We start from the raw sequence: 23,889 nt of genomic DNA on the forward strand, positions 1-23,889 counted from the left end.
CGGGGGGTGCTGTGCCCGGGTACCCCCCCCCCCCCGGGCCCCGCCCCCGCCCCCCCCGGAGCTACCGGGAGGCGGGCGCACGGCGTACGGGGGGTACCGTTCGGGTCGGGTGGGGGAGGGGGCCGCCACCCTGGCCGTGGCAGTCGCAGGGGACGGGAGTGGCAGGGGATGGAGCACGCCGTGGGGGCCCAGCCGCCGGACCGGGGTACGGGGACCGGATGGGCGGGGCCGTCCCCCGCGCAGCCGCCACCGCCGCATCCCCCGCAGCCGCACCCCGGCTGGAGCCCGCCGCACCCCGCCGCGCCCCCGCCGGGACCGCACCCCGGCGTGCCTCCGTCGGGACCGCACCCGGCCGCGCACCTCTCCGTACCCCCGTCGGGGTCGCACGCTTCCGTACCGCCGCCGGGGTCGCATCCCTCCGTACCCCCGTCGGGTCCGCACCGGGACCCGGCCGCCGACGGTCCGGCGATACCCCCCACCGCCCTCACCGCGCCGCTCGCCGTCCTGCTCATCGGGCCCGCCGGCGCGGGCAAGACCACGGTCGCCCGCCACTGGGCGACCCGCCGCCGGGTCCCCACCGCCCACATCAGCCTGGACGACGTCCGGGAGTGGGTGTGCTCCGGCTTCGCCGACCCCCGGGCCGGCTGGAACGAGCACTCCGAGGCCCAGTACCGGCTCGCCCGGCGCACCTGCGGCTTCGCCGCCCGCAACTTCCTGGCCAACGGGATCTCCTGCGTCATCGACGACGCGGTCTTCCCGGACTGGCCCGTCGTCGGGCTCGGCGGCTGGAAGCGCCATGTCGGACCGGGGCTGCTGCCGGTGGTGCTGCTGCCCGGACTGGAGACCGTCCTGGAGCGCAACGCCCGGCGCACCGGCAACCGCAGGCTCGGGGACGAGGAGGTCGCCTCCATCCACGGCCGGATGGCGGGCTGGTACGGCTCCGGGCTGCCGATCATCGACAACTCCCACCAGGATGTCGAGACCACGGCCCGCGCGCTGGACGAGGCCCTCACCCGCGCGATGAGCGGCCCGCCGCCGGCCCGGCCCCCGGGCCCCGCCGCAGCTCCCTGACGGGCACCCCGCCCCGGAGCCGGGCCGGGGACGCGTCACCCGTTCGGCCCCCCGTCCCCGGCGCCGCCGCAGTGTCTTCGAGGGGGCCGGGACCCCGCCGTACCGGGACCCCGCCCCGCACCCCGGTCGGACGCCCCGGCGGGCCGTACCGGCGCGTCGCTCGTACGCTCGGGGCATGTCTGAGGTGTATGGGGTCCGCCGGGACCGCCTGCGTGAGCGGTGCGCCGCCACCGGCACCGCCGGAGCCCTCGTCTCCCGTCCCGCCAATGTGCGCTACCTCGCCGGGGGCGCCCCCTGGGGGGCGGTCCTGCTGCTCGGGCCCGCCGAGGATGTGCTGCTCTGCCCCCGGGAACCCACCGGGACCGATGGCGAGGGCCACCCCGACGAGGGGCTGCGGCTCACCGTGCTGCCCGGCAGCGCCGGGGATCCCGCCGTCGCCGCCGCCGATCTCGCCCGCTCCGCCGGCGGCACCTCGCTCGCCGTCGAGGAGCACCATCTGACCGTCGCCCGCCATCGCGCGCTCCGCTCCGTGGCGCCCCGGCTGGACCTGGTCGATCTGGGATTCGCGGTGGAGCAGCTGAGGGTGGTCAAGGACGAGGAGGAGATCGCCTGTCTGCGGATCGCCGCCGAGATCACTGATCAGGCCCTGGGGGAGCTGCTGGAGTCGATCCTGGTCGGCCGGACGGAGCGCCATCTCGCCCTGGAGCTGGAGCGACGGCTGATCGACCACGGGGCGGACGGCCCCGCCTTCCGTACCTCGGTGGCGACCGGGCCGCACTCCGGCCGCCGGGGCCATCACCCCACCGACCGCCGGGTGGAGGAGGGTGACTTCCTCTCGGTCTGTGTGGGTGCCGACTACCGGGGGTATCGCTGTGAGATCGGCCGTACCTTCGTGATCGGCACCTCACCGGCCCAGTGGCAGATCGAGTTGTACGACCTGGTCTTCGCCGCCCAGCGGGCCGCCCGGGAGGCGCTGACACCCGGCGCCGCCTGCCGTGATGTGGATCGCGCGGCCCGCCAGATCCTGGACGCCGCGGGCCATGGCGAGGGCCTCGCACCGCTCACCGGGCACGGTGTCGGCCTGGAAATCGACGAGGACCCGCAGCTGGCCCCGGCCGCCATGGGTAAACTGGACGCTTGCGTGCCGGTCACCGTCGAACCGGGGGTCCACCTCCCGGGCCGGGGCGGCGTCCGGATCGATGACACGCTCGTCGTGCGCCAGGAGGCGGACGGCGGACCCGAGCTACTCACCATCACGACCAAGGAACTGCTCGCGCTCTGAGGGCGCGGGGCCGCAGCCCTCGGTCGTCCACCAGCGTCAGTCCAGGAGATTCCGCAACCGTGGCTTCCACGAACGACCTCAAGAACGGCATGGTGCTCAAGCTCGACAACGACCAGCTCTGGTCCGTCGTCGAGTTCCAGCACGTCAAGCCCGGCAAGGGCCCGGCCTTCGTGCGCACCAAGCTGAAGAACGTGCTGTCCGGCAAGACCGTCGACAAGACGTTCAACGCCGGTGTGAAGGTCGAGACGGCCACCGTCGACCGCCGCGACATGCAGTTCTCGTACATGGACGGCGACTACTTCGTCTTCATGGACATGCAGACGTACGACCAGCTGCATGTCTCCCGCCCGGCCGTCGGTGACGCCGCGAACTTCCTGATCGAGGGCTTCACCGCCACCGTCGCCACCCACGAGGGCGAGGTGCTCTATGTCGAGCTGCCCGCCGCCGTGGAGCTGGTGATCGCGGAGACCGAGCCCGGTGTCCAGGGCGACCGCTCCACCGGTGGCACCAAGCCCGCCCAGCTGGAGACCGGCTTCACCGTCCAGGTGCCGCTGTTCATCACCACGGGTGAGAAGATCAAGGTCGACACCCGCTCCGGCGACTACCTCAGCCGGGTGAACAGCTAACCGTGGCCGCCCGCAACAAGGCCCGTAAGCGTGCCTTCCAGATTCTCTTCGAGGCCGATCAGCGCGGTGTCTCCGTGCAGACCGTCCTCGCTGACTGGATCCGCCACTCACGGACCGACACCCGCCAGCCTCCCGTCACCGAGTACACGATGGAGCTGGTCGAGGGGTACGCGGAGTACGCGCCCCGGATCGACGATCTCATCGCCACCTATGCCGAGGGCTGGGATCTGGACCGGATGCCGGTCGTGGACCGGAACATCCTGCGGCTCAGCACCTATGAGCTGGTCTGGGTGGACGGGACGCCGGACGCGGTGGTGATCGACGAGGCGGTGCTGCTCGCCAGGGAGTTCTCCACCGATGAGTCGCCCTCCTTCGTGAACGGCCTCCTCGGCCGCTTCAAGGACCTCAAGCCGAGCCTGCGCCGCGAGTAGCGGGCGCGCACCGTGCTCATCCCGGGCCCGTGCCCGGCGACCTCTGGGTCGTCGGGTCCGGGCCCGGAGTGCTGTCCGGGCCCCGTACCCGCCCGGAGCGCTGTCCCCGCCCCGCGTACTGTCCGGGCCCGTCAGTCGCCGGGTGCGGCCCTCGCGGGGCGCCGGTGGCCCCTGGGGCGGAAGCGGCCCCGCGAGGCCCGCAGCGCCCGTCCAGAGGGCGGTGGTGGCATACGAGAAGGGCGGGCCCGGTCGGGCCCGCCCTTCTGGCGTGACGTTTCTTCGAGTCCTCCCAGGGGGAGGGGCGGCACTCCGCCCGAGCGGTGGTCCGCTCAGCTCTCCTCGTGGCTGACCGCGCGACGCGCGTCCGCGTCGAGCACACCCCAGCTGATCAGCTGTTCGGTGAGCACGGACGGCGACTGGTCGTAGATCACGGCCAGGGTGCGCAGATCGTCCTGACGGATCGAGAGCACCTTGCCGTTGTAGTCACCGCGCTGGGACTGGATGGTGGCGGCGTACCGCTGGAGCGGGCCCGCCTTCTCGGCCGGGACATGCGCCAGCCGCTCCAGGTCCAGGACCAGCTTCGGCGGGGGCTCGGCGGCACCGCCGGGGGTCGTGCCCGGCAGCAGCTCCTGCACCGGGACACCGTAGAAATCGGCCAGCTCGGCCAGGCGCTGGACGGTGACGGCGCGGTCGCCGCGCTCGTACGAACCGACCACCACGGCCTTCCAGCGGCCCTGGGACTTCTCTTCCACGCCGTGGAGGGACAGCCCCTGCTGGGTGCGGATGGCGCGGAGCTTGGCCCCGAGCTGTTTTGCGTATTCGCTGGACATATAGCTCCCCGGACGCTGTGACGACGTGCGGCTCAGCCGCGCGGCTGGTAACTCACTGTGAGGTTACGCAGAGTTACTTGGATGCGTCAAGCCGGGTGGTCCGGACCGGTAACTTGTCATGATCCGTTCGTGGCGAGAGATCGTCTCCTGTCCGGTTCGATGCGGTTGGTGCGGGGGTGGGTCCGTCACCCCAGTGGCCCCTGGTACGGTGGTCAGGAAATCCAGACGTCCTTTAAGGTCCGTCCCGTGAGGCGGAGAAGGAGGTCCGTTCCGTATGGACACGCACCGCACGCACCACTCCGATGCCGCCCGCCCCGTTCTCGAGGCGCCCGACATCGCCCGGGTCCTGACCCGTATCGCCCACGAGATCGTCGAACGCGCCAAGGGCGCCGACGACGTGGTCCTGCTCGGCATCCCCACCCGGGGGGTCTTCCTCGCCCGGCGGCTCGCCGCCAAGCTGGAGGAGATCACCGGCCGGGCGATGCCCGTCGGCTCGCTCGACATCACCATGTACCGCGACGATCTGCGGCTGCGACCCGCCCGCGCGCTGGGCCGCACCGAGATCCCCGGGGACGGCGTCGACGGCCGGCTGGTCGTCCTCGTCGACGATGTGCTCTTCTCCGGCCGCACCATCCGCGCCGCCCTCGACGCCCTCGGCGACATCGGTCGCCCCCGCGCGGTCCAGCTCGCCGTCCTGGTCGACCGGGGCCACCGCGAGCTGCCCATCCGCGCCGACTATGTGGGCAAGAACCTCCCCACCTCGCTGCGCGAGACGGTCCGGGTGCAGCTCGCCGAGGAGGACGGCCGCGACACCGTGCTGCTCGGCCTGCGCGACACCCCCCGCGACCCCGCCCCGGCCGCCGGGGAGTAGCCCCGCGCCACCGCCCCGCCCCGGGCCCTCCCACGGCCCATCGGCGGCGCACCCGTGCGCACTGCGGCCCGTCCCGCCCGGATTGTCCGCATAATGCCCGCGACACAGCCCGCGACACCCAGCCCGCGATACGACCCTGCGCGATACGACCCGCGCGCCTCCCCGACACCCATCGGAGCCCTTCGATGAAGCGCCACCTCATCTCGGCCGCCGACCTCTCGCGTGACGATGCCGTCCTCATCCTCGACACCGCCGAGGAGATGGCGCGCGTCGCCGACCGGCCGATCAAGAAGCTGCCCACCCTCCGCGGGCGCACCGTCGTCAACCTCTTCTTCGAGGACTCGACCCGGACCAGGATCTCCTTCGAGGCCGCCGCCAAGCGCCTCTCCGCCGACGTGATCAACTTCTCCGCCAAGGGGTCGTCGGTCTCCAAGGGCGAGTCCCTCAAGGACACCGCCCTGACCCTGGAGGCGATGGGCGCGGACGCCGTCGTCATCCGCCACCACGCCTCCGGCGCCCCCTACCGGCTCGCCAACTCCGGCTGGATCGACGGCGCCGTCGTCAACGCCGGGGACGGCACCCACGAGCACCCCACCCAGGCCCTCCTCGACGCCTTCACCATGCGCCGCCGGCTGGTCGGACGGGACGCCGGCCTCGGCCGTGACCTGGCAGGCCGCCGGATCACCATCGTCGGCGACATCCTGCACAGCCGGGTCGCCCGCTCCAATGTGCTGCTGCTCCACACCCTCGGCGCCGAGGTCACCCTGGTGGCCCCGCCGACCCTGCTCCCCATCGGTGTCGAGCACTGGCCCTGCGAGGTCTCCTACGACCTCGACCGGGTGCTGCCCACCGCGGACGCCGTGATGATGCTCCGCGTCCAGCGGGAGCGGATGAACGCCGCCTTCTTCCCCACCGAGCGCGAGTACTCCCGCCGCTACGGACTCGACGGCGACCGGATGGCCACCATGCCGGAGCACGCCATCGTGATGCACCCCGGCCCGATGAACCGCGGCATGGAGATCACCGCCCAGGTCGCCGACTCCGACCGCTGCACCGCCGTGGAGCAGGTCGCCAACGGCGTCTCCACCCGGATGGCCGTCCTCTATCTGCTGATGGGCGGTTACGAGCCCGCCACCCCCGCCCCCGCGCGTACCCAGGAGAACCAGTAATCATGAGCAAGATCCTCATCCGTGGCGCGCAGGTACTCGGCGGCGCCGTCCAGGACGTCCTCATCGACGGCGAGCTGATCGCCGGGGTCGGCACCGGGCTGAGCGCCGAGGGCGCCCAGGTCGTCGAGGGCGCGGGCCGGATCCTCCTGCCGGGCCTGGTCGACCTCCACACCCATCTGCGCGAGCCCGGCCGCGAGGACTCCGAGACCGTCCTCACCGGCACCAGGGCCGCGGCCGTCGGCGGCTACACCGCCGTCCACGCCATGGCCAACACCTTCCCCGTCGCCGACACCGCCGGTGTGGTCGAGCAGGTCTGGCGCCTCGGCAAGGAGTCCGGCTACTGCGACGTCCAGCCGGTCGGCGCCGTCACCGTGGGCCTGGAGGGCAAGCACCTCGCCGAGCTGGGCGCCATGCACGACTCCGCCGCCGGGGTGAAGGTCTTCTCCGACGACGGCAAGTGCGTGGACGATGCCGTGATCATGCGCCGGGCGCTGGAGTACGTGAAGGCGTTCGACGGCGTCGTCGCCCAGCACGCCCAGGAGCCCCGCCTCACCGAGGGCGCCCAGATGAACGAGGGCGTCGTCTCCGCCGAGCTGGGCCTCGGCGGCTGGCCCGCCGTCGCCGAGGAGTCGATCATCGCCCGCGATGTGCTGCTCGCCGCCCATGTCGGCTCCCGGCTGCACGTCTGCCACCTCTCCACGGCCGGCTCGGTCGAGATCGTCCGCTGGGCCAAGTCCAAGGGCTGGGATGTGACCGCCGAGGTCACCCCGCACCACCTGCTCCTCACCGACGAGCTGGTCCGCACCTACAACCCCGTCTACAAGGTGAACCCGCCGCTGCGCACCGAGGCCGATGTGCTGGCCCTGCGCGAGGCGCTCGCCGACGGCACCATCGACTGTGTGGCCACCGACCACGCCCCCCACCCCCACGAGGACAAGGACTGCGAGTGGGGCGCCGCGGCCATGGGCATGGTCGGCCTGGAGACCGCGCTCTCCGTCGTCCAGGAGACGATGGTGGAGACCGGGCTGCTGGACTGGGCGGGCGTCGCCGACCGGATGTCCTTCCGCCCCGCGCACATCGGCCGCCTCGCCGGACACGGCCGCCCGGTCGCCGCGGGGGAGCCCGCCAACCTGGTCCTGGTCGATCCGGCATACCGTGGGAGCGTGGACCCCGAGGGCTTCGCCTCCCGCAGCCGCAACACCCCCTACCAGGGGCGTGAGCTGCCGGGCCGCGTCACCCACACCTTCCTCCGGGGCCGCGCCACGGTACTCGACGGGAAACTCGCGTGACATCACTCACCCACATCGCAGCCGCCGCCGCCCATCTCGCCACCGAGAAGAAGTCCGCGGAGGTCACCGACTGGGCGGCCCGCATCGGCTGGGTCATCGGTCTTGCCCTCTTCGTCGCCCTGGTCTGGTGGCTGATGCGGCAGGGCTGGAAATGGCGCGGCAGCCTCCAGTCCGGGCTCCCCGAGCCCGCCGCCCCGCCGGCGGAGCCCGGTACCCCCCGGCTCACCCTGACCGGCCGCTACCACGGCTCCACCACCGCCGGGCAGTGGCTCGACCGGATCGTCGCCCATGGCCTCGGCGTCCGCAGCCTGGTCGAGCTGACCCTCACCGACACCGGACTCACCGTCGTACGCCCCGGCGCGCGCGACTTCCACATCCCGCTCGCCGACCTGCGCGAGGCCCGCCTCGACAAGGGAATCGCCGGGAAGGTCCTCGCCGAGGGCGGCCTCCTGATCATCACCTGGCAGCTCGGCGACACCCTGATCGACTCCGGTTTCCGCTCGGACAGCGCCGCCGGGCACACCGAGTGGGTCACCACCCTGAACCACCTGACCGACACGACGGAAGGCGTACGATGACGACCTCCACCCCGGGGAAGACTGCGGCGAAGAACGCAGCTCCCGCCGTTCTCGTCCTGGAGGACGGCCGCACCTTCCGCGGCCGTGCCTACGGGGCCGTGGGGGAGACCTTCGGCGAAGCGGTCTTCAACACCGGCATGACCGGCTACCAGGAAACCCTGACCGACCCCTCGTACCACCGCCAGGTCGTGGTCATGACCGCCCCCCACATCGGCAACACGGGCGTCAACCACGAGGACGACGAGTCCCAGCGGATCTGGGTCGCCGGCTATGTGGTCCGCGACCCCTCCCGGGTCCGCTCCAACTGGCGCTCCCGGCACACCCTCGACCAGGAGCTGACCTCCCAGGGCGTGGTCGGCATCAGCGGCATCGACACCCGCGCCCTCACCCGCCATCTGCGGGACCGCGGCGCCATGCGGGTGGGCATCTTCTCCGGCGACACCCTCGCCGACGAGGCCACCCTGCTCGACCGGGTCCGCCGGGCCCCCGAGATGACCGGCGCCGACCTCTCCGCCGAGGTCGCCACCACCGACACCTATGTCGTCCCGGCGATCGGCGAGAAGCGCTTCACCGTCGCCGCCCTCGACCTCGGCATCAAGGGCATGACCCCGCACCGGATGGCCGAGCGCGGCATCGAGGTGCACGTCCTGCCCGCGACCGCCACCGTGGAGGATGTGTACGCGATCCAGCCCGACGGCGTCTTCCTCTCCAACGGCCCCGGCGACCCGGCCACCGCCGACCTCTCCGTCGTCCAGGGCGTCCTGGAGCGGGGCACCCCGCTCTTCGGCATCTGCTTCGGCAACCAGCTCCTCGGCCGCGCCCTCGGCTTCGGCACCTACAAGCTGAAGTACGGCCACCGCGGCATCAACCAGCCGGTGCAGGACCGTTCCACCGGCAAGGTCGAGGTCACCGCGCACAACCACGGCTTCGCCGTCGACGCCCCCCTCGACCGGGTCTCCGACACCCCCTACGGCCGGGTCGAGGTCTCCCACGTCTGCCTCAACGACAACGTGGTGGAGGGGCTCCGGCTGCTCGACCGGCCCGCCTTCAGCGTCCAGTACCACCCCGAAGCGGCAGCCGGCCCGCACGACGCCGCCTACCTCTTCGACCGCTTCGTCTCCCTGATGGAGGGCCAGCGTGCCTAAGCGCTCCGACATCCAGTCCGTCCTGGTCATCGGCTCCGGCCCGATCGTCATCGGCCAGGCCGCCGAGTTCGACTACTCCGGCACCCAGGCGTGCCGGGTCCTCAAGGCCGAGGGCCTGCGGGTCATCCTGGTCAACTCCAACCCGGCCACGATCATGACCGACCCGGAGATCGCCGACGCCACCTACGTCGAGCCGATCACCCCCGAGTTCGTCGAGAAGATCATCGCCAAGGAGCGCCCCGACGCGCTGCTGCCGACCCTCGGCGGCCAGACCGCCCTCAACACCGCCATCTCCCTCCATGAGCGCGGCATCCTGGAGACCTACGGTGTCGAGCTGATCGGCGCCAATGTGGCCGCCATCAACAAGGGCGAGGACCGCGAGCTGTTCAAGGGAGTCGTCGAGGAGGTCCGGCGCAAGACCGGCCACGGCGAGTCCGCCCGCTCGGTGATCTGCCACTCCATGGACGACGTCCTGGCCGGCGTCGAAACCCTCGGCGGCTACCCCGTCGTCGTCCGCCCCTCCTTCACCATGGGCGGCGCCGGCTCCGGCTTCGCCCACGACGAGGAGGAGCTGCGCCGGATCGCCGGACAGGGCCTCACCCTCTCCCCGACCACCGAGGTCCTCCTGGAGGAGTCCATCCTCGGCTGGAAGGAGTACGAGCTGGAGCTGATGCGCGACCGCAACGACAATGTCGTGGTCGTCTGCTCCATCGAGAACTTCGACCCCATGGGCGTGCACACCGGTGACTCCATCACCGTCGCCCCCTCGATGACCCTCACCGACCGTGAGTACCAGCGGCTGCGGGACATCGGCATCGCCATCATCCGCGAGGTCGGTGTCGACACCGGCGGCTGCAACATCCAGTTCGCGGTCAACCCGGTCGACGGCCGGATCATCGTCATCGAGATGAACCCCCGGGTCTCCCGCTCCTCCGCCCTCGCCTCCAAGGCCACCGGCTTCCCCATCGCCAAGATCGCCGCGAAGCTCGCCGTCGGCTACACCCTGGACGAGATCCCCAACGACATCACCGAGAAGACCCCGGCCTCCTTCGAGCCGACCCTCGACTATGTCGTCGTCAAGGCCCCCCGCTTCGCCTTCGAGAAGTTCCCCTCCGCCGACGCCACCCTCACCACCACCATGAAGTCGGTCGGCGAGGCCATGGCCATCGGCCGCAACTTCACCGAGGCGCTCCAGAAGGCCCTGCGCTCCCTGGAGAAGAAGGGCAGCCAGTTCGACTTCGCCGGCGACCCGGCCGCCCTCGGCGACAAGGACGAGCTGCTGCGCGCCTCCGTCCGTCCCACCGACGGCCGGATCAACACGGTCATGCGGGCCATCCGCGCCGGGGCCACCCCCGAGGAGGTCTTCAAGGCCACCCGGATCGACCCCTGGTTCGTGGACCAGCTCTTCCTGATCAAGGAGTACGCCGACGAGCTGGCCACCGCCGAGGAGCTGACCCCCGAGCTGCTCGCCGAGGCCAAGCGGCACGGCTTCTCCGACTCCCAGATCGCGGACATCCGCGGACTGCGCGAGGAGGTCGTCCGCGAGGTCCGGCACGCCCTCGGCGTCCGGCCGGTCTACAAGACCGTCGACACCTGCGCCGCCGAGTTCGCCGCCCGCACCCCGTACTTCTACTCCTCGTACGACGAGGAGACCGAGGTCGCCCCGCGCGAGAAGCCCGCCGTGATCATCCTCGGCTCCGGGCCCAACCGTATCGGCCAGGGCATCGAGTTCGACTACTCCTGCGTCCACGCCTCCTTCGCGCTCAGCGACGCCGGGTACGAGACCGTCATGGTCAACTGCAACCCGGAGACCGTCTCCACCGACTACGACACCTCCGACCGGCTCTACTTCGAGCCGCTCACCCTGGAGGACGTCCTGGAGATCGTCCACGCCGAGTCGCAGGCCGGCCCGGTCGCGGGCGTCATCGTCCAGCTGGGCGGCCAGACCCCGCTCGGCCTCGCCCAGGCGCTCAAGGACAACGGCGTCCCCGTCGTCGGCACCTCCCCGGAGGCCATCCACGCCGCCGAGGACCGCGGCGCCTTCGGCCGGGTCCTGGCCGAGGCCGGACTGCCCGCCCCCAAGCACGGCACCGCCACCACCTTCGACGAGGCCAAGGCCATCGCCGACGAGATCGGCTACCCCGTCCTGGTCCGCCCCTCCTATGTGCTGGGCGGCCGCGGTATGGAGATCGTGTACGAGGAGGCCCGCCTCCGGTCGTACATCGCCGAGTCCACCGAGATCAGCCCCACCCGGCCGGTCCTGGTCGACCGCTTCCTGGACGACGCCATCGAGATCGACGTCGACGCCCTCTACGACGGCGAGGAGCTGTACCTCGGCGGCGTCATGGAGCACATCGAGGAGGCCGGCATCCACTCCGGCGACTCGGCCTGTGCCCTGCCCCCCATCACCCTGGGCGGCTTCGACATCAAGCGGCTGCGCGCCTCCACCGAGGCCATCGCCCGGGGCGTCGGCGTCCGCGGACTGATCAACATCCAGTTCGCCATGGCCGGGGACATCCTCTATGTCCTGGAGGCCAACCCGCGCGCCTCCCGGACCGTCCCCTTCACCTCCAAGGCCACCGCCGTCCCGCTGGCCAAGGCCGCCGCCCGGATCTCGCTCGGCGCCACCATCGCCGAGCTGCGCGCCGAGGGGCTGCTGCCCCGCGAGGGCGACGGCGGCACCCTGCCCATGGACGCGCCGATCTCCGTCAAGGAGGCGGTCATGCCGTGGTCGCGCTTCCGCGACATCCACGGCCGCGGCGTCGACACCGTCCTCGGCCCGGAGATGCGCTCCACCGGCGAGGTCATGGGCATCGACACGGTCTTCGGCACCGCCTACGCCAAGTCCCAGGCGGGCGCCTACGGCCCGCTGCCCACCAAGGGCCGCGCCTTCATCTCCGTCGCCAACCGCGACAAGCGCTCGATGATCTTCCCGGCGCGTGAGCTGGTCGCCCATGGCTTCGAGCTGCTCGCCACCTCCGGCACCGCCGAGGTCCTCAAGCGCAACGGCATCAACGCCACCGTGGTGCGCAAGCACAGCGAGGGCGAGGGCCCGGACGGCGAGCGGACCATCGTCCAGCTGATCCACGACGGCGAGGTCGACCTCATCGTCAACACCCCGTACGGCACCGGCGGCCGGCTCGACGGATACGACATCCGCACCGCCGCGGTGGCCCGCTCCGTGCCCTGCCTCACCACGGTCCAGGCGCTCGCCGCCGCCGTCCAGGGCATCGACGCGCTGGGCCGCGGCGAGGTCGGGGTCCGCTCCCTCCAGGAACACGCCCAGCGGCTCACCGCCGCCCGCGACTAGGGCCTCCCGGTTGGATCAGGCTGGGCTCGCGTGCCCTGGCACCGCACCTCGCGGCGTTGTCGTCAATCGCCGATGCTCCGCATGGACTCATTCCTCCGCCTTGCGATGCACGGCACCAGACCCCGCTCCCTGATCCAGCCTGATCCAACCGACAGACCCTAGGACGAGACCCGAGGGGGACACCGGAAACGGTGTCCCCCTCCTGATGAGGACCCCACCATGTACAAGCTCTTCTTCACCCTGGTCTTCCGCTGGATGGACCCCGAGAAGGCCCACCACCTGGCCATGCGCTGGATCCGGCTGGCCGCCGCCGTCCCCGTCCTGCGCACCTTCGCCGCCGCCGTCCTCGCCCCCCGCCACACGGAGCTGCGCACCGAGGCCCTGGGGCTGCGGATGCACGGTCCCTTCGGGCTCGCCGCCGGATTCGACAAGAACGCCGTCGCGATCGACGGGCTGACCATGCTCGGCTTCGACCATGTCGAGATCGGCACCGTCACCGCCCTGGCCCAGCCCGGCAACCCCCAGAAGCGGCTCTTCCGGCTGATCCCGGACCGTGCCCTGATCAACCGCATGGGCTTCAACAACGAGGGCTCCGCCGCCGTCGCCCAGCGCCTCGCCGAGCGCCGCCCCGTCTTCAAGGGCGTCGTCGGCGTCAACATCGGCAAGACCAAGGTCGTCCCCGAGGCGGAGGCCGTCGGCGACTACGTCACCTCCACCGAGCGGCTCGCCGCGCACGCCGACTATCTCGTGGTGAATGTCTCCTCGCCGAACACGCCGGGGCTGCGCAACCTCCAGGCCACCGAGTCCCTGCGCCCGCTGCTGACCGCCGTCCGCGAGGCCGCCGACCGTACCGTCACCTCCCGGCGGGTCCCGCTCCTGGTCAAGATCGCCCCCGATCTCGCCGACGAGGACATCGACGCGGTCGCCGACCTCGCCGTGGAACTCGGCCTCGACGGCATCATCGCCACCAACACCACCATCTCCCGGGAGGGCCTGGCCTCCCCGGCCGAGCTGACCGCCGAGACCGGCGGACTCTCCGGCGCCCCCCTCAAGGAGCGCTCCCTGGCGGTGCTGAGCCGGCTGTACGCCCGGGTGGGCGACCGGATCACCCTGGTGGGCGTCGGCGGCGTGGAGACCGCCGAGGACGCCTGGCAGCGCATCCTCGCCGGGGCCACCCTGGTCCAGGGGTACAGCGCCTTCATCTACGAGGGCCCCTTCTGGTCCCGTGCGATCCACCGGGGCCTCGCGGCCCGGCTCGCCGCCAGCCCCTACGCCACCCTCGCCGAGGCCGTCGGCGCCTCCGTCCGTACCGCAGGCGAGGCCCGTACCGCCGGAGAGGCCCGTACCGCACCGTCCGTCCCCACCGAGGAGAGCGCCGCGTGACCCCCTTCGGCACCCGGCTGCGCGCCGCCATGGACGAGCGCGGCCCGCTCTGTGTGGGAATCGACCCGCATGCCGCCCTGCTCGCCGACTGGGGTCTGGACGACACGGTCGCCGGTCTGGAGCGGTTCACCCGGACGACGGTGGAGGCCCTCGCCGACCGGGTCGCGGTCCTCAAGCCGCAGTCCGCGTTCTTCGAGCGCTTCGGCTCCCGGGGCGTCGCCGTCCTGGAGCGGGCCGTCGCCGAGGCCCGTGCGGCGGGCGCGCTGGTCCTGATGGACGCCAAGCGCGGGGACATCGGCTCCACCATGGCCGCCTACGCCGCCACCTATCTCGACCCGGCCTCGCCGCTCTTCTCCGACGCGGTCACCGTCTCGCCGTATCTGGGCTTCGGCTCGCTGCGGCCGGCGCTGGACGCCGCCGCGGCCTCCGGCTCGGGTGTCTTCGTCCTCGGGCTGACCTCCAACCCGGAGGGCGCCGAGGTGCAGCGCGCCACCGTCGCCGACGGCCGTCCGCTCGCCCAGGTGATGCTGGACCACATGGCGGCCGAGAACGCCGGTGCCGAGCCGCTGGGCTCGGTGGGCGCGGTCATCGGCGCCACCCTGGGCGACGCCGGGGTGGATCTGGCGATCAACGGGCCCCTGCTGGCCCCCGGGATCGGTGCCCAGGGCGCGACCCCGGCCGACCTTCCCCGGGTCTTCGGCGCGGCGCTGGGCCAGGTCGTGCCCAGCGTGAGCCGGGGGGTGCTGCGGCACGGACCCGACGCGGCGGGGCTGCGCGCGGCGGCGGACCGGTTCGCGGAGGAGATCGCTGCCGCCGTTCGAGGGGGCGTGTAGGAGTGAAAGGGGCGTCACCGGGGGGCGCGGAGGACAGAAAAACGCCCTCGGTGACCATGCGGATACTCCGTTCGGGGTCCGATAAGTCCATGGCAAAACCACGCAAGGGCCGCTGGTGAAACGCGTGTATCCGCCCTCTTGACAAAAACTTGGCCGAAATCACGGCCGATATGTCGTAAAAGTCCTGGTCGGCCGATGCTGACCAGGACTTTTCGCTTGTTCTCGCTGACTGGAGCGGTGCGGCCCGCTAGTCTCCGTCGAAGAGCGAACGCGCAACTGTGTTGCTCGTTGCTCCCCTGGTGTGGGGCTACTGGGTTCCTCACCGCTCTTCATCCGACAGTTCGACATCCGAGGTGACGTAGGCGTGGCTCTTCCGCCCCTTACCCCTGAACAGCGCGCAGCCGCGCTCGAAAAGGCCGCCGCGGCTCGCCGGGAGCGGGCCGAGGTCAAGAATCGACTCAAGCACTCCGGCGCCTCGCTCCACGAGGTCATCAAGCAGGGCCAGGAGAACGACGTCATCGGCAAGATGAAGGTCTCCGCCCTGCTGGAGTCCCTGCCCGGCGTGGGCAAGGTCCGCGCCAAGCAGATCATGGAGCGACTGGGCATTTCCGAGAGCCGCCGGGTGCGCGGTCTTGGCTCGAACCAGATCGCTTCCCTGGAACGCGAGTTCGGCGGTGGTCCCGCCTGACGTTCCCGGGCACCCCCGGGAACCTGGATAATCGCTGCATGGCAGTAGAGGTACGTCCGCGGCTGACCGTGCTCTCCGGCCCCTCCGGGGTCGGCAAGAGCACGGTCGTCGCGCATATGCGCAAGGTCCACCCCGAGGTCTGGCTCTCGGTGTCGGCCACCACCAGAAAACCGCGCCCCGGCGAACGTCATGGCGTGCAGTATTTCTTCGTCGCCGACGACGAGTTCGACAAGCTCATCGCCAATGGTGAGCTCCTGGAATGGGCCGAGTTCGCGGGCAACCGCTACGGCACACCGCGCCAGGCGGTCCTGGAGCGGCTGGAGGCGGGCGAGCCCGTCCTCCTGGAGATCGACCTCCAGGGCGCCCGCCAGGTCAAGGAGTCCCTGCCCGAGGCGCAGCTGGTCTTCCTGGCCCCGCCGAGCTGGGACGAACTGGTCCGTCGCCTCACCGGGCGGGGCACCGAGTCCCCCGAGGTGATCGAGCGGCGGCTGGCGGCCGCGAAGATCGAACTGGCCGCCGAGGCGGAGTTCGACACCACCCTGGTCAACACCTCCGTCGAGGATGTGGCGCGTGAGCTGCTAGCCTTGATGACGGTGTCTTCCGGAGAGTGATCTTTCGAGTGAACTTCCCGGTCCGGACTTCCCGGTCCAGCTGAGTGCACGACAAGTGCACAGCACGTGTCACGGGGAGTACACGGGAAGCCCATCCGGGGAAAACATCCGGGCAGCACGTTCAGGAATCCCGCCCGGGAAGAACACTCCGGTCAGAGAAACACCAACGATCTTTTCCCATCATTCGGAAGGTAGAGCGTGTCCTCTTCCATCACCGCGCCCGAGGGCATCATCAACCCGCCGATCGACGAGCTGCTCGAGGCCACGGACTCGAAGTACAGCCTCGTGATCTACGCGGCCAAGCGTGCGCGTCAGATCAACGCGTACTACTCCCAGCTCGGCGAGGGCCTGCTGGAGTACGTCGGTCCGCTGGTGGACACCCACGTCCACGAGAAGCCCCTCTCGATCGCCCTGCGCGAGATCAACGCCGGTCTGCTGACCTCCGAGGCCATCGAGGGCCCGGCGCAGTAGTCCCACGCGCTCCACACAGCGCTCGGCTCGCGGCGGCTGGAGACAGCGGCTCGACCCCGAGAGCGTCATGACCACAGGCCCGGCGGCACCCCCGCCGGGCCTGTGGTGTGTGATGGAGCGGTACGCCCGCGCAGTGCGGGAGGCCGGAGTGCGGGGAGGCACAGTGGAGAAGCCGAGGGTGGTCCTGGGCGTCAGCGGGGGCATCGCCGCCTACAAGGCGTGCGAGCTGCTGCGACGGCTCACCGAGTCGGGGCACGCGGTCCGGGTGGTGCCGACCGCGTCGGCGCTGCACTTCGTCGGGGCGGCCACCTGGTCGGCCCTCTCCGGACAGCCCGTCTCCACCGAGGTCTGGTCCGATGTCCACGAGGTGCCGCATGTCCGCATCGGGCAGGGCGCCGATCTGGTCGTCGTCGCCCCCGCCACCGCGGACCTGCTGGCCAAGGCGGCCCATGGCCTCGCCGACGACCTGCTCACCAACACCCTGCTGACCGCCCGCTGCCCGGTGGTGCTCGCCCCGGCCATGCACACCGAGATGTGGGAGCACCCGGCCACCCAGGAGAATGTCGCCACCCTGCGCCGCCGGGGCGTCGTCGTCATCGAGCCCGCCGTCGGCCGGCTCACCGGCGTCGACACCGGCAAGGGGCGGCTGCCCGACCCGGCCGAGATCTTCGAGGTCTGCCGCCGGGTGCTGGCCCGTGGCACCGCCGCCCCCGACCTGGCCGGACGCCATGTCGTGATCAGCGCGGGCGGCACCCGGGAGCCCCTGGACCCGGTCCGCTTCCTCGGCAACCGCTCCTCCGGCAAGCAGGGGTACGCCCTCGCCCGTACCGCCGCCGCCCGGGGGGCCAGGGTCACCCTGATCGAGGCCAACACCCAGCTGCCCGACCCGGCGGGCGTGGACATCGTCCGGGTCGGCACCGCGGTCGAGCTGCGCGAGGCCGTCCTCGCGGCGGCCCGGGACGCCGACGCGGTGGTCATGGCGGCGGCCGTCGCCGACTTCCGCCCCGCCGTGTACGCGGGCGGCAAGATCAAGAAGAAGGACGGCGAGGAGCCCGCGCCCGTCGCCCTGGTCCGCAACCCCGACATCCTCGCCGAGATCTCCGCCGAACGGGCCCGGGCCGATCAGGTGATCGTGGGCTTCGCCGCCGAGACCGACGACGTGCTCGCCAACGGCCGCGCGAAGCTGCGCCGCAAGGGGTGCGACCTGCTGGTCGTCAATGAGGTGGGGGAGCGCAGGACCTTCGGCGCCGAGGAGAACGAGGCGGTGGTCCTGGCCGCCGACGGCACCGAGACCCCCGTACCGCACGGGCCCAAGGAGGCCCTCGCGGACACCGTCTGGGACCTGGTCCACCCGCTGCTGCGCTGAGCGCCCGCGGCCGGTCCACCCACTGCCGCGCCGCGCGCCCGCGGGACCTTCGTCCCATGTTCCCCAGGAGTCCCACCAGCACCTCAGGCCCCGTCTCCGCCCGACTTTGGCCCCCTCCACATGGACCTTCGACTCCCACGGAGCGAGACGGGGTGGTCCTCAGCCGGGCGGTGGTGGATAAACTGAGCCCAGGAACGGCACGGGGCGCAGCTCCCCGTCCGCTCCGCCAATGATCAGCCAGCAGCCGCTGCAACCCCAGGGAGCGATGTGTCCCGCCGTCTCTTCACCTCGGAGTCCGTGACCGAGGGTCACCCCGACAAGATCGCCGACCAGATCAGCGACACCATCCTCGACGCTCTTCTGCGGGAGGACCCCACCTCCCGCGTCGCCGTGGAGACCCTCATCACCACCGGCCTGGTCCATGTGGCCGGCGAGGTGACCACCAAGGCCTACGCCGACATCCCCACGCTGGTGCGGAACACGATCCTGGAGATCGGCTACGACTCCTCGAAGAAGGGCTTCGACGGCGCCTCCTGTGGTGTCTCCGTCTCCATCGGCGCACAGTCGCCCGACATCGCCCAGGGCGTGGACACGGCCTACGAGAAGCGCGTCGAGGGCGGCGCCGGCGACCGGGACGACGAGCTGGACAAGCAGGGCGCCGGCGACCAGGGCCTGATGTTCGGGTACGCCTGCGACGAGACGCCCGAGCTGATGCCGCTGCCGATCCACGTCGCGCACCGGCTCTCCCGCCGGCTCACCGAGGTCCGCAAGAACGGCACCATCCCCTACCTCCGCCCGGACGGCAAGACCCAGGTCACCATCGAGTACGACGGTGACAAGGCGGTCCGTCTGGACACCGTGGTCGTCTCCTCGCAGCACGCCTCCGACATCGACCTCGACTCGCTGCTCGCGCCCGACATCCGCGAGTTCGTGGTCGAGCATGTCCTCGCCCAGCTGGTGGAGGACGGCATCAAGCTGGACACCGAGGGCTACCGCCTGCTGGTGAACCCGACCGGCCGCTTCGAGATCGGCGGCCCCATGGGTGACGCCGGTCTCACCGGCCGCAAGATCATCATCGACACCTACGGCGGCATGGCCCGCCACGGCGGCGGCGCCTTCTCCGGCAAGGACCCGTCCAAGGTCGACCGCTCCGCCGCCTACGCCATGCGCTGGGTCGCCAAGAACGTCGTGGCCGCCGGTCTCGCCGCCCGCTGCGAGGTCCAGGTCGCGTACGCCATCGGCAAGGCCGAGCCGGTCGGACTCTTCGTGGAGACCTTCGGCACCGCCACCGTCGACACCGAGCGGATCGAGCAGGCCATCGCCGAGGTCTTCGACCTCCGTCCGGCCGCGATCATCCGTGATCTGGATCTGCTGCGCCCGATCTACGCCCGCACCGCGGCGTACGGGCACTTCGGCCGGGAGCTGCCCGACTTCACCTGGGAGCGCACCGACCGCGTGGACGCCCTCCGGGCGGCGGCCGGCCTCTGAGCCGTCCCCTCCCGGTCCGATGGCCCCGGCGGCCCCTCAGGGGGCGGCCGGGGCCATCGGCGTCCCGCCGCACTGTCGGTGCCCTCTGGTACGAATGAGGCTGTGAGCAGCGAAGAGAAGCAGCCCGAGGAGCCCGGGGCCGGTGCGCCCGAGCAGCTCGCGCTGATCCGGGAGACCGTGCGCAAGGCGCGGACCCCCCGGGCCAAGCCGCGTACCTGGCGGGGGGCCGAGCTGGCCCCCGAGCTGCCCGTCGCCCGGGTGGTGGTCAACAAAGGGGTGCTCCACCTCGACCAGTACTTCGACTACGCCGTCCCCGCCGAGCTGGACGCCGACGCACAGCCCGGGGTGCGGGTGCGGGTGCGCTTCGGCGCCGGGGCGCACCGGGTGCGCGACGGGCGGCGCGAGGGCGGCGGCCTGGTCGACGGCTTTCTCGTGGAGCGCCGCGCCACCTCGGACTACCGGGGGGCGCTGGCCGCGCTGGCCTATGTGGTCTCACCGGAGCCGGTCCTCGGCCCCGGGACCCTGGCACTCGCCCGTGCCGTCGCCGACCGGTACGCGGGATCGCTCGCCGATGTCCTCCAGCTCGCCGTCCCGCCGCGGAACGGCCGCGCCGAGTCCGAGCCGTCCCCCCCGGCGCTGCCGCCGCCCCCGGCCCCCGCACCCGGCGGCTGGTCCCGGTACGCCCGGGGCCCGGCCTTTCTGCGGGCGCTCGCGGAGGGCGGCGCCCCCCGGGCGGTGTGGACCGCGCTGCCGGGGCCGCACTGGCCGGACGAGCTGGCGCGCGCCGTCGCCGCCACCCTCGCCGCCGGGCGCGGCGCCCTGGTCGTGGTCCCCGACGGCAAGCGGGCCGCCCGGGTGGACGCGGCGCTCACCGCGCTGCTCGGGGAGGGCCGGCACGCCCTGCTGACCGCCGAGTCCGGGCCCGCCGAGCGGTACCGCCAGTGGCTCGCCGTCCGCCGGGGCTCGGTCCGGGCCGTCGTCGGCACCCGGGCCGCGATGTTCGCCCCCGTCGAGGCCCTGGGCCTGGTCGCGATCTGGGACGACGGGGACTCCAGCCACAGCGACGAGAACGCCCCCTTCCCCCATGTCCGCGAGGTCCTCGAACTGCGGGCGGCCCAGGAGCGCTGCGGCTTCCTCCTCGGCTCGCTGGGCTGCACGGTGGAGGCGGCCCAGCTGGTGGAGAGCGGCTGGGCGCTGCCGCTGGCCGCCGAGCGGGAGCAGGTCCGGGCCGCCGCGCCGCTGGTCCGTACCGTCGGCGACCAGGAGCTGGCCCGGGACGAGGCGGCCCGGGCCGCCCGGCTGCCCAGTCTGGCCTGGCAGGCGGTACGGGACGGGCTGCGCACCGGTCCGGTCCTGGTCCAGGTGCCCCGGCGGGGCTATGTGCCCGGCCTCGGCTGTGAGCGGTGCCGGGCCCCGGCCCGCTGCCGGCACTGCGCGGGTCCGCTGGAGGCGCCCGGTGAGCGGGATCTCGTCTGCCGCTGGTGCGCCCGGGAGGAGACCGCCTGGCACTGCCCCGAGTGCGGCGGCTTCCGGCTGCGGGCCCGGGTGGTGGGCGCCCAGCGCACCGCCGAGGAGCTGGGCCGGGCCTTCCCGGCGGTCCCGGTGCGCACCTCCGGGCGCGACCATGTGCTGGACGCGGTCCCGGACCGGCCGGCGCTGGTGGTGAGCACCCCGGGGGCGGAGCCGGTCGCCGAGGGCGGCTATGCGGCGGCCCTGCTGCTGGACGGCTGGGCGCTGCTGGGCCGGCCCGATCTGCGGGCGGGGGAGGACGCGCTGCGCCGCTGGCTGGACGCGGCGGCGCTGGTCCGGCCGCAGAGCGAGGGCGGCACGGTGGTGGTCGTCGCCGAGCCGACGCTGCGGCCGGTGCAGGGGCTGGTCCGCTGGGATCCGGCGGGGCACGCCCGCCGGGAGCTGGCGGACCGGGCCGAGCTGCGCTTTCCGCCGGTGTCGCGGATGGCGTCGGTGACGGGGACCCTGGCGGCGGTGGAGGCGTTCGTCGCGTCGGCCGGGCTGCCGCCGGAGGCGGAGGTGCTGGGGCCGGTGCGGCTGCCGTCGCCACCGCCGGGCCGGCCGCGGCGGCCCGGTGACCCGCCGCCGGGGGAGGTCTGGGAGCGGGTGCTGCTGCGGGTGCCCCCGGGCAGCGGTGCCCCGCTGGCGGCGGCGCTGAAGGCCGCCCAGGCCGCCCGGACGGCCCGGGGCGGCGCGCCTCAGGTCCGGGTGCGGGTCGATCCTCTCGACATCGGCTGATCCAGGCCGATGGGCCCGCCCGGCGGTGGGTGCTCAGCCGTTGCGCGGGCCGGGGAAGGCGCCGGGGCGGGGGTCCTCCCGCAGCGGCTGGCCGCCGACGAGGTGCGGTGGCATCACCCGGGCGGCGGGGACCGCGGCGGGCAGTGCGGCGGGCAGCGGGCCCGGCAGGGTGCGGGTGCCGGCGGGCTCGGGGGCGCGGTCCTCGCCGGTGACGGTCTGCGGGGTGGCCCGGCGGGCGCCGTAGCGGCGGTGCACCGCCTGCTTGGTGACGCCGAGGGCCGAGCCCACCGCGTCCCAGGAGAAGCCGAGCGAGCGGTCGAAGTCGACCGCCGCGGTCACCAGGGTCTCGACGCTGTCCCGCAGCTCCTGGGCGAGGCGGACGGTCGGGGCGGGTGCTCTGCCGTAGACGACGAAGCCCGTGGAGGGCCCGGAGCGGCGCGGGCGGTAGACATTGCCCAGCTGGGCGGTGAGGGTGCGCAACGCGTCCACCTGCCGGCGGACCCGCTCGATGTCCCGCACCAACAAGTGCAGACTTGCTCGGGCTTGGGCGTCGTGGGTTGCGTGGTCGGCCATGGGGAAGCCTCTCGAACCGGCGTTGAAAGGGTCGGGCCGCATCGCGTCCGGTATCGCTTCCGGGCGGCCCGCTTCGGGTCAATCTCTCTTGACCAACGCGCCAGCGGGTGATCTGGTCACGCTGCGGGGGCGTCAGCGCGAAGACCCAGGGCGCGCGGACTCCCGTACGCCCCCCGCACCACCCCCGCGCCTCGGCCCCGGGGGGCCGCATTTTCAGGACCTCGGGCCCGAGTGTCGCGTTTTCAGCCCGATGGTGCCCCCGGACGAGGTCTGGGGGAGTTTGAGGACGGACCCCGGCCCCGGGTCGGTCAATTTCAGCCTGTCCGGCGATTGAGGACGGACCTCGGCACCGAGTCACCTCGGCCGGACGTCGGGGCCAGCCCCGAACCCCGCTCCTCAAGCGCCGGAGGGGCTTGACTTTGAGGCCCCCGCTTCTCAATCTCCCCCAGACTTCGTCCGGGGGGACCCCCATGGGGCTGATTTTTGAGGCCCCTGCCCCTCAGCGGCCGGAGAGGCCGGACTGAGGCCACCGTCGAGGGCACGGCAAGGCATCCGGTCGCGGGTGGCCACAAGGGGTCGGGGCACAGGACCTAGACTGGTGCGGCGGTGATCGTTGTCGCCGAGTCCGGCACCCCGAGAGGCAGTCAGCACCGATGAAGCTCGTCTTCGCAGGCACCCCCGAGGTCGCCGTCCCCGCCCTGGACGCCCTGATCGCGTCGGGGCGCCATGAGGTGGCCGCCGTGGTCACCCGGCCGGACGCGCCCGCCGGGCGGGGGCGGCGGCTGGTCGCCAGCCCCGTCGCCCAGCGTGCCGAGGAGGCCGGGATCGAGATCCTGCGGCCCGCCCACCCGAGGGACGAGGACTTCCTCGCCCGGCTCCGCGAGATCGCCCCGGACTGCTGCCCCGTCGTCGCCTACGGCGCCCTGCTGCCCCAGACCGCCCTGGACGTGCCCGCCCACGGCTGGGTCAACCTCCACTTCTCGCTGCTGCCCGCCTGGCGCGGCGCCGCCCCCGTCCAGCACGCCGTGCTCGCCGGGGACGAGGTGACCGGGGCGTCGACCTTCCTCATCGAGCGGGGGCTGGACTCCGGCCCGGTCTACGGCGTGCTCACCGAGCTGGTCCGCCCCACCGACACCAGCGGGGACCTCCTCACCCGGCTCGCCTTCGCCGGTGCCGGGCTGCTCGCGGCGACCATGGACGGCATCGAGGACGGCACCCTGACCGCCGTGCCCCAGCCCGCCGAGGGTGTCTCGCTCGCCTCCAAGCTCACCGTCGAGGACGCCCGGGTCGACTGGAGCGCGCCCGCGCTGCGGGTGGACCGGGTGGTGCGCGGCTGCACCCCCGCCCCCGGCGCCTGGACCGAGTTCCGGGGCGAGCGGCTCAAGCTGGTCGCCGCCCGCCCGGTGCCCGACCGCACCGGCCTCGCCCCCGGCGCCCTCGCGGTGACCAAGAAGGACGTCCATGTCGGCACCGGCTCGTACGCCGTCGAGCTGCTCTGGGTCCAGCCGCAGGGCAAGAAGCCGATGCAGGCCGCCGACTGGGCCCGCGGGGTGCGGATCGCCCCCGGCGAGAGCCTGGGCGTCCCGGCCGCCCGGGTGGGGCCCGGCGGGCGCGGCGGGGGGGCCCC

Annotated in this window: 21 protein-coding genes; 19 read left to right on the forward strand and 2 right to left on the reverse strand. The window is 72.7% G+C overall.

Features of this window, described 5'->3' with window-relative positions:
* The first annotated feature begins 168 nt into the window (after positions 1 to 168).
* The 4 genes from ABT354_RS37280 to nusB all read left to right on the forward strand — a co-directional run bounded on the left by ABT354_RS37280 (position 169) and on the right by nusB (position 3,410).
* The gene (locus ABT354_RS37280) at positions 169 to 1,071 is read left to right on the forward strand and encodes an AAA family ATPase (protein WP_351502372.1); all 903 of its coding nucleotides are present in this window, start codon (positions 169 to 171) and stop codon (positions 1,069 to 1,071) included.
* Positions 1,072 to 1,246: 175 nt separating this feature from the next.
* Positions 1,247 to 2,353: an aminopeptidase P family protein gene (locus ABT354_RS37285; RefSeq protein ID WP_351502374.1), complete on the forward strand. Its 1,107-nt coding sequence runs from the start codon at positions 1,247 to 1,249 to the stop codon at positions 2,351 to 2,353.
* Between the two features lie 59 nt (positions 2,354 to 2,412).
* Positions 2,413 to 2,979 carry an elongation factor P gene (efp, locus tag ABT354_RS37290; protein ID WP_351502376.1) on the forward strand — a complete coding sequence of 189 codons (567 nt, stop codon included), beginning with the start codon at positions 2,413 to 2,415 and terminating at the stop codon, positions 2,977 to 2,979.
* 2 nt (positions 2,980 to 2,981) lie between these two features.
* The gene (gene nusB, locus ABT354_RS37295) at positions 2,982 to 3,410 is read left to right on the forward strand and encodes a transcription antitermination factor NusB (protein ID WP_351502379.1); all 429 of its coding nucleotides are present in this window, start codon (positions 2,982 to 2,984) and stop codon (positions 3,408 to 3,410) included.
* A 329-nt stretch (positions 3,411 to 3,739) separates the two neighbouring features.
* Here nusB and bldD read toward each other — a convergent pair whose 3' ends face one another.
* Positions 3,740 to 4,240 (reverse strand): transcriptional regulator BldD, encoded by a 501-nt coding sequence (bldD, locus tag ABT354_RS37300; protein WP_003956405.1) that lies wholly within the window; start codon positions 4,238 to 4,240, stop codon positions 3,740 to 3,742.
* A 274-nt stretch (positions 4,241 to 4,514) separates the two neighbouring features.
* Here bldD and pyrR point away from each other — a divergent pair, with 274 nt between their 5' ends.
* The 14 genes from pyrR (at position 4,515) to ABT354_RS37370 (ending at position 21,689) form a co-directional block, all read left to right on the forward strand.
* Positions 4,515 to 5,111 (forward strand): bifunctional pyr operon transcriptional regulator/uracil phosphoribosyltransferase PyrR, encoded by a 597-nt coding sequence (pyrR, locus tag ABT354_RS37305; RefSeq protein WP_351502381.1) that lies wholly within the window; start codon positions 4,515 to 4,517, stop codon positions 5,109 to 5,111.
* A gap of 185 nt (positions 5,112 to 5,296) precedes the next feature.
* Positions 5,297 to 6,280 carry an aspartate carbamoyltransferase catalytic subunit gene (locus ABT354_RS37310; protein ID WP_351502383.1) on the forward strand — a complete coding sequence of 328 codons (984 nt, stop codon included), beginning with the start codon at positions 5,297 to 5,299 and terminating at the stop codon, positions 6,278 to 6,280.
* Positions 6,281 to 6,282: 2 nt separating this feature from the next.
* Positions 6,283 to 7,569: a dihydroorotase gene (locus tag ABT354_RS37315; RefSeq protein ID WP_351502385.1), complete on the forward strand. Its 1,287-nt coding sequence runs from the start codon at positions 6,283 to 6,285 to the stop codon at positions 7,567 to 7,569.
* On the forward strand, positions 7,566 to 8,147 hold the full coding sequence (locus tag ABT354_RS37320) for a PH-like domain-containing protein (protein WP_351502388.1): 582 nt from the start codon (positions 7,566 to 7,568) through the stop codon (positions 8,145 to 8,147). Before ABT354_RS37315 ends, ABT354_RS37320 begins: the two co-directional genes overlap by 4 nt.
* Positions 8,144 to 9,292: a glutamine-hydrolyzing carbamoyl-phosphate synthase small subunit gene (gene carA, locus ABT354_RS37325; RefSeq protein ID WP_351502390.1), complete on the forward strand. Its 1,149-nt coding sequence runs from the start codon at positions 8,144 to 8,146 to the stop codon at positions 9,290 to 9,292. The genes ABT354_RS37320 and carA overlap by 4 nt, the downstream gene beginning before the upstream one ends.
* On the forward strand, positions 9,285 to 12,602 hold the full coding sequence (gene carB / locus ABT354_RS37330; RefSeq protein WP_351502392.1) for a carbamoyl-phosphate synthase large subunit: 3,318 nt from the start codon (positions 9,285 to 9,287) through the stop codon (positions 12,600 to 12,602). The genes carA and carB overlap by 8 nt, the downstream gene beginning before the upstream one ends.
* A 219-nt stretch (positions 12,603 to 12,821) precedes the next feature.
* The gene (locus tag ABT354_RS37335; protein WP_351502394.1) at positions 12,822 to 13,985 is read left to right on the forward strand and encodes a quinone-dependent dihydroorotate dehydrogenase; all 1,164 of its coding nucleotides are present in this window, start codon (positions 12,822 to 12,824) and stop codon (positions 13,983 to 13,985) included.
* Positions 13,982 to 14,818 (forward strand): orotidine-5'-phosphate decarboxylase, encoded by an 837-nt coding sequence (gene pyrF, locus ABT354_RS37340; RefSeq protein ID WP_351502396.1) that lies wholly within the window; start codon positions 13,982 to 13,984, stop codon positions 14,816 to 14,818. The genes ABT354_RS37335 and pyrF overlap by 4 nt, the downstream gene beginning before the upstream one ends.
* Positions 14,819 to 15,182: 364 nt before the next feature.
* The gene (locus tag ABT354_RS37345) at positions 15,183 to 15,506 is read left to right on the forward strand and encodes an integration host factor (protein WP_003956414.1); all 324 of its coding nucleotides are present in this window, start codon (positions 15,183 to 15,185) and stop codon (positions 15,504 to 15,506) included.
* A 38-nt stretch (positions 15,507 to 15,544) separates the two neighbouring features.
* Entirely contained in the window at positions 15,545 to 16,117 is a 573-nt protein-coding gene (gmk, locus tag ABT354_RS37350) for a guanylate kinase (protein ID WP_351502399.1), read from the forward strand.
* A 198-nt stretch (positions 16,118 to 16,315) separates the two neighbouring features.
* Positions 16,316 to 16,588 (forward strand): DNA-directed RNA polymerase subunit omega, encoded by a 273-nt coding sequence (gene rpoZ, locus ABT354_RS37355; RefSeq protein WP_005319902.1) that lies wholly within the window; start codon positions 16,316 to 16,318, stop codon positions 16,586 to 16,588.
* A gap of 112 nt (positions 16,589 to 16,700) precedes the next feature.
* Positions 16,701 to 17,954, forward strand: a complete 1,254-nt coding sequence (gene coaBC / locus ABT354_RS37360) for a bifunctional phosphopantothenoylcysteine decarboxylase/phosphopantothenate--cysteine ligase CoaBC (RefSeq protein WP_351502409.1) — start codon at positions 16,701 to 16,703, stop codon at positions 17,952 to 17,954.
* Positions 17,955 to 18,221: 267 nt separating this feature from the next.
* Complete coding sequence (gene metK / locus ABT354_RS37365; protein ID WP_351502401.1) at positions 18,222 to 19,442, forward strand: methionine adenosyltransferase; 1,221 nt, start codon at positions 18,222 to 18,224, stop codon at positions 19,440 to 19,442.
* A 102-nt stretch (positions 19,443 to 19,544) separates the two neighbouring features.
* Positions 19,545 to 21,689 carry a primosomal protein N' gene (locus tag ABT354_RS37370; RefSeq protein ID WP_351502403.1) on the forward strand — a complete coding sequence of 715 codons (2,145 nt, stop codon included), beginning with the start codon at positions 19,545 to 19,547 and terminating at the stop codon, positions 21,687 to 21,689.
* A 33-nt stretch (positions 21,690 to 21,722) separates the two neighbouring features.
* Here the strand turns inward: ABT354_RS37370 and ABT354_RS37375 are convergent, their stop codons facing one another.
* Positions 21,723 to 22,262 carry a hypothetical protein gene (locus ABT354_RS37375; protein ID WP_351502405.1) on the reverse strand — a complete coding sequence of 180 codons (540 nt, stop codon included), beginning with the start codon at positions 22,260 to 22,262 and terminating at the stop codon, positions 21,723 to 21,725.
* 653 nt (positions 22,263 to 22,915) lie between these two features.
* On the opposite strand from ABT354_RS37375, the gene fmt reads away from it, so the two are divergent.
* The coding region (fmt, locus tag ABT354_RS37380; RefSeq protein ID WP_351502407.1) for a methionyl-tRNA formyltransferase at positions 22,916 to 23,889 on the forward strand (974 nt) is incomplete at its 3' end.

The sequence above is a fragment of the Streptomyces sp. NPDC000594 genome (assembly GCF_040299965.1).
GTDB lineage: Bacteria > Actinomycetota > Actinomycetes > Streptomycetales > Streptomycetaceae > Streptomyces.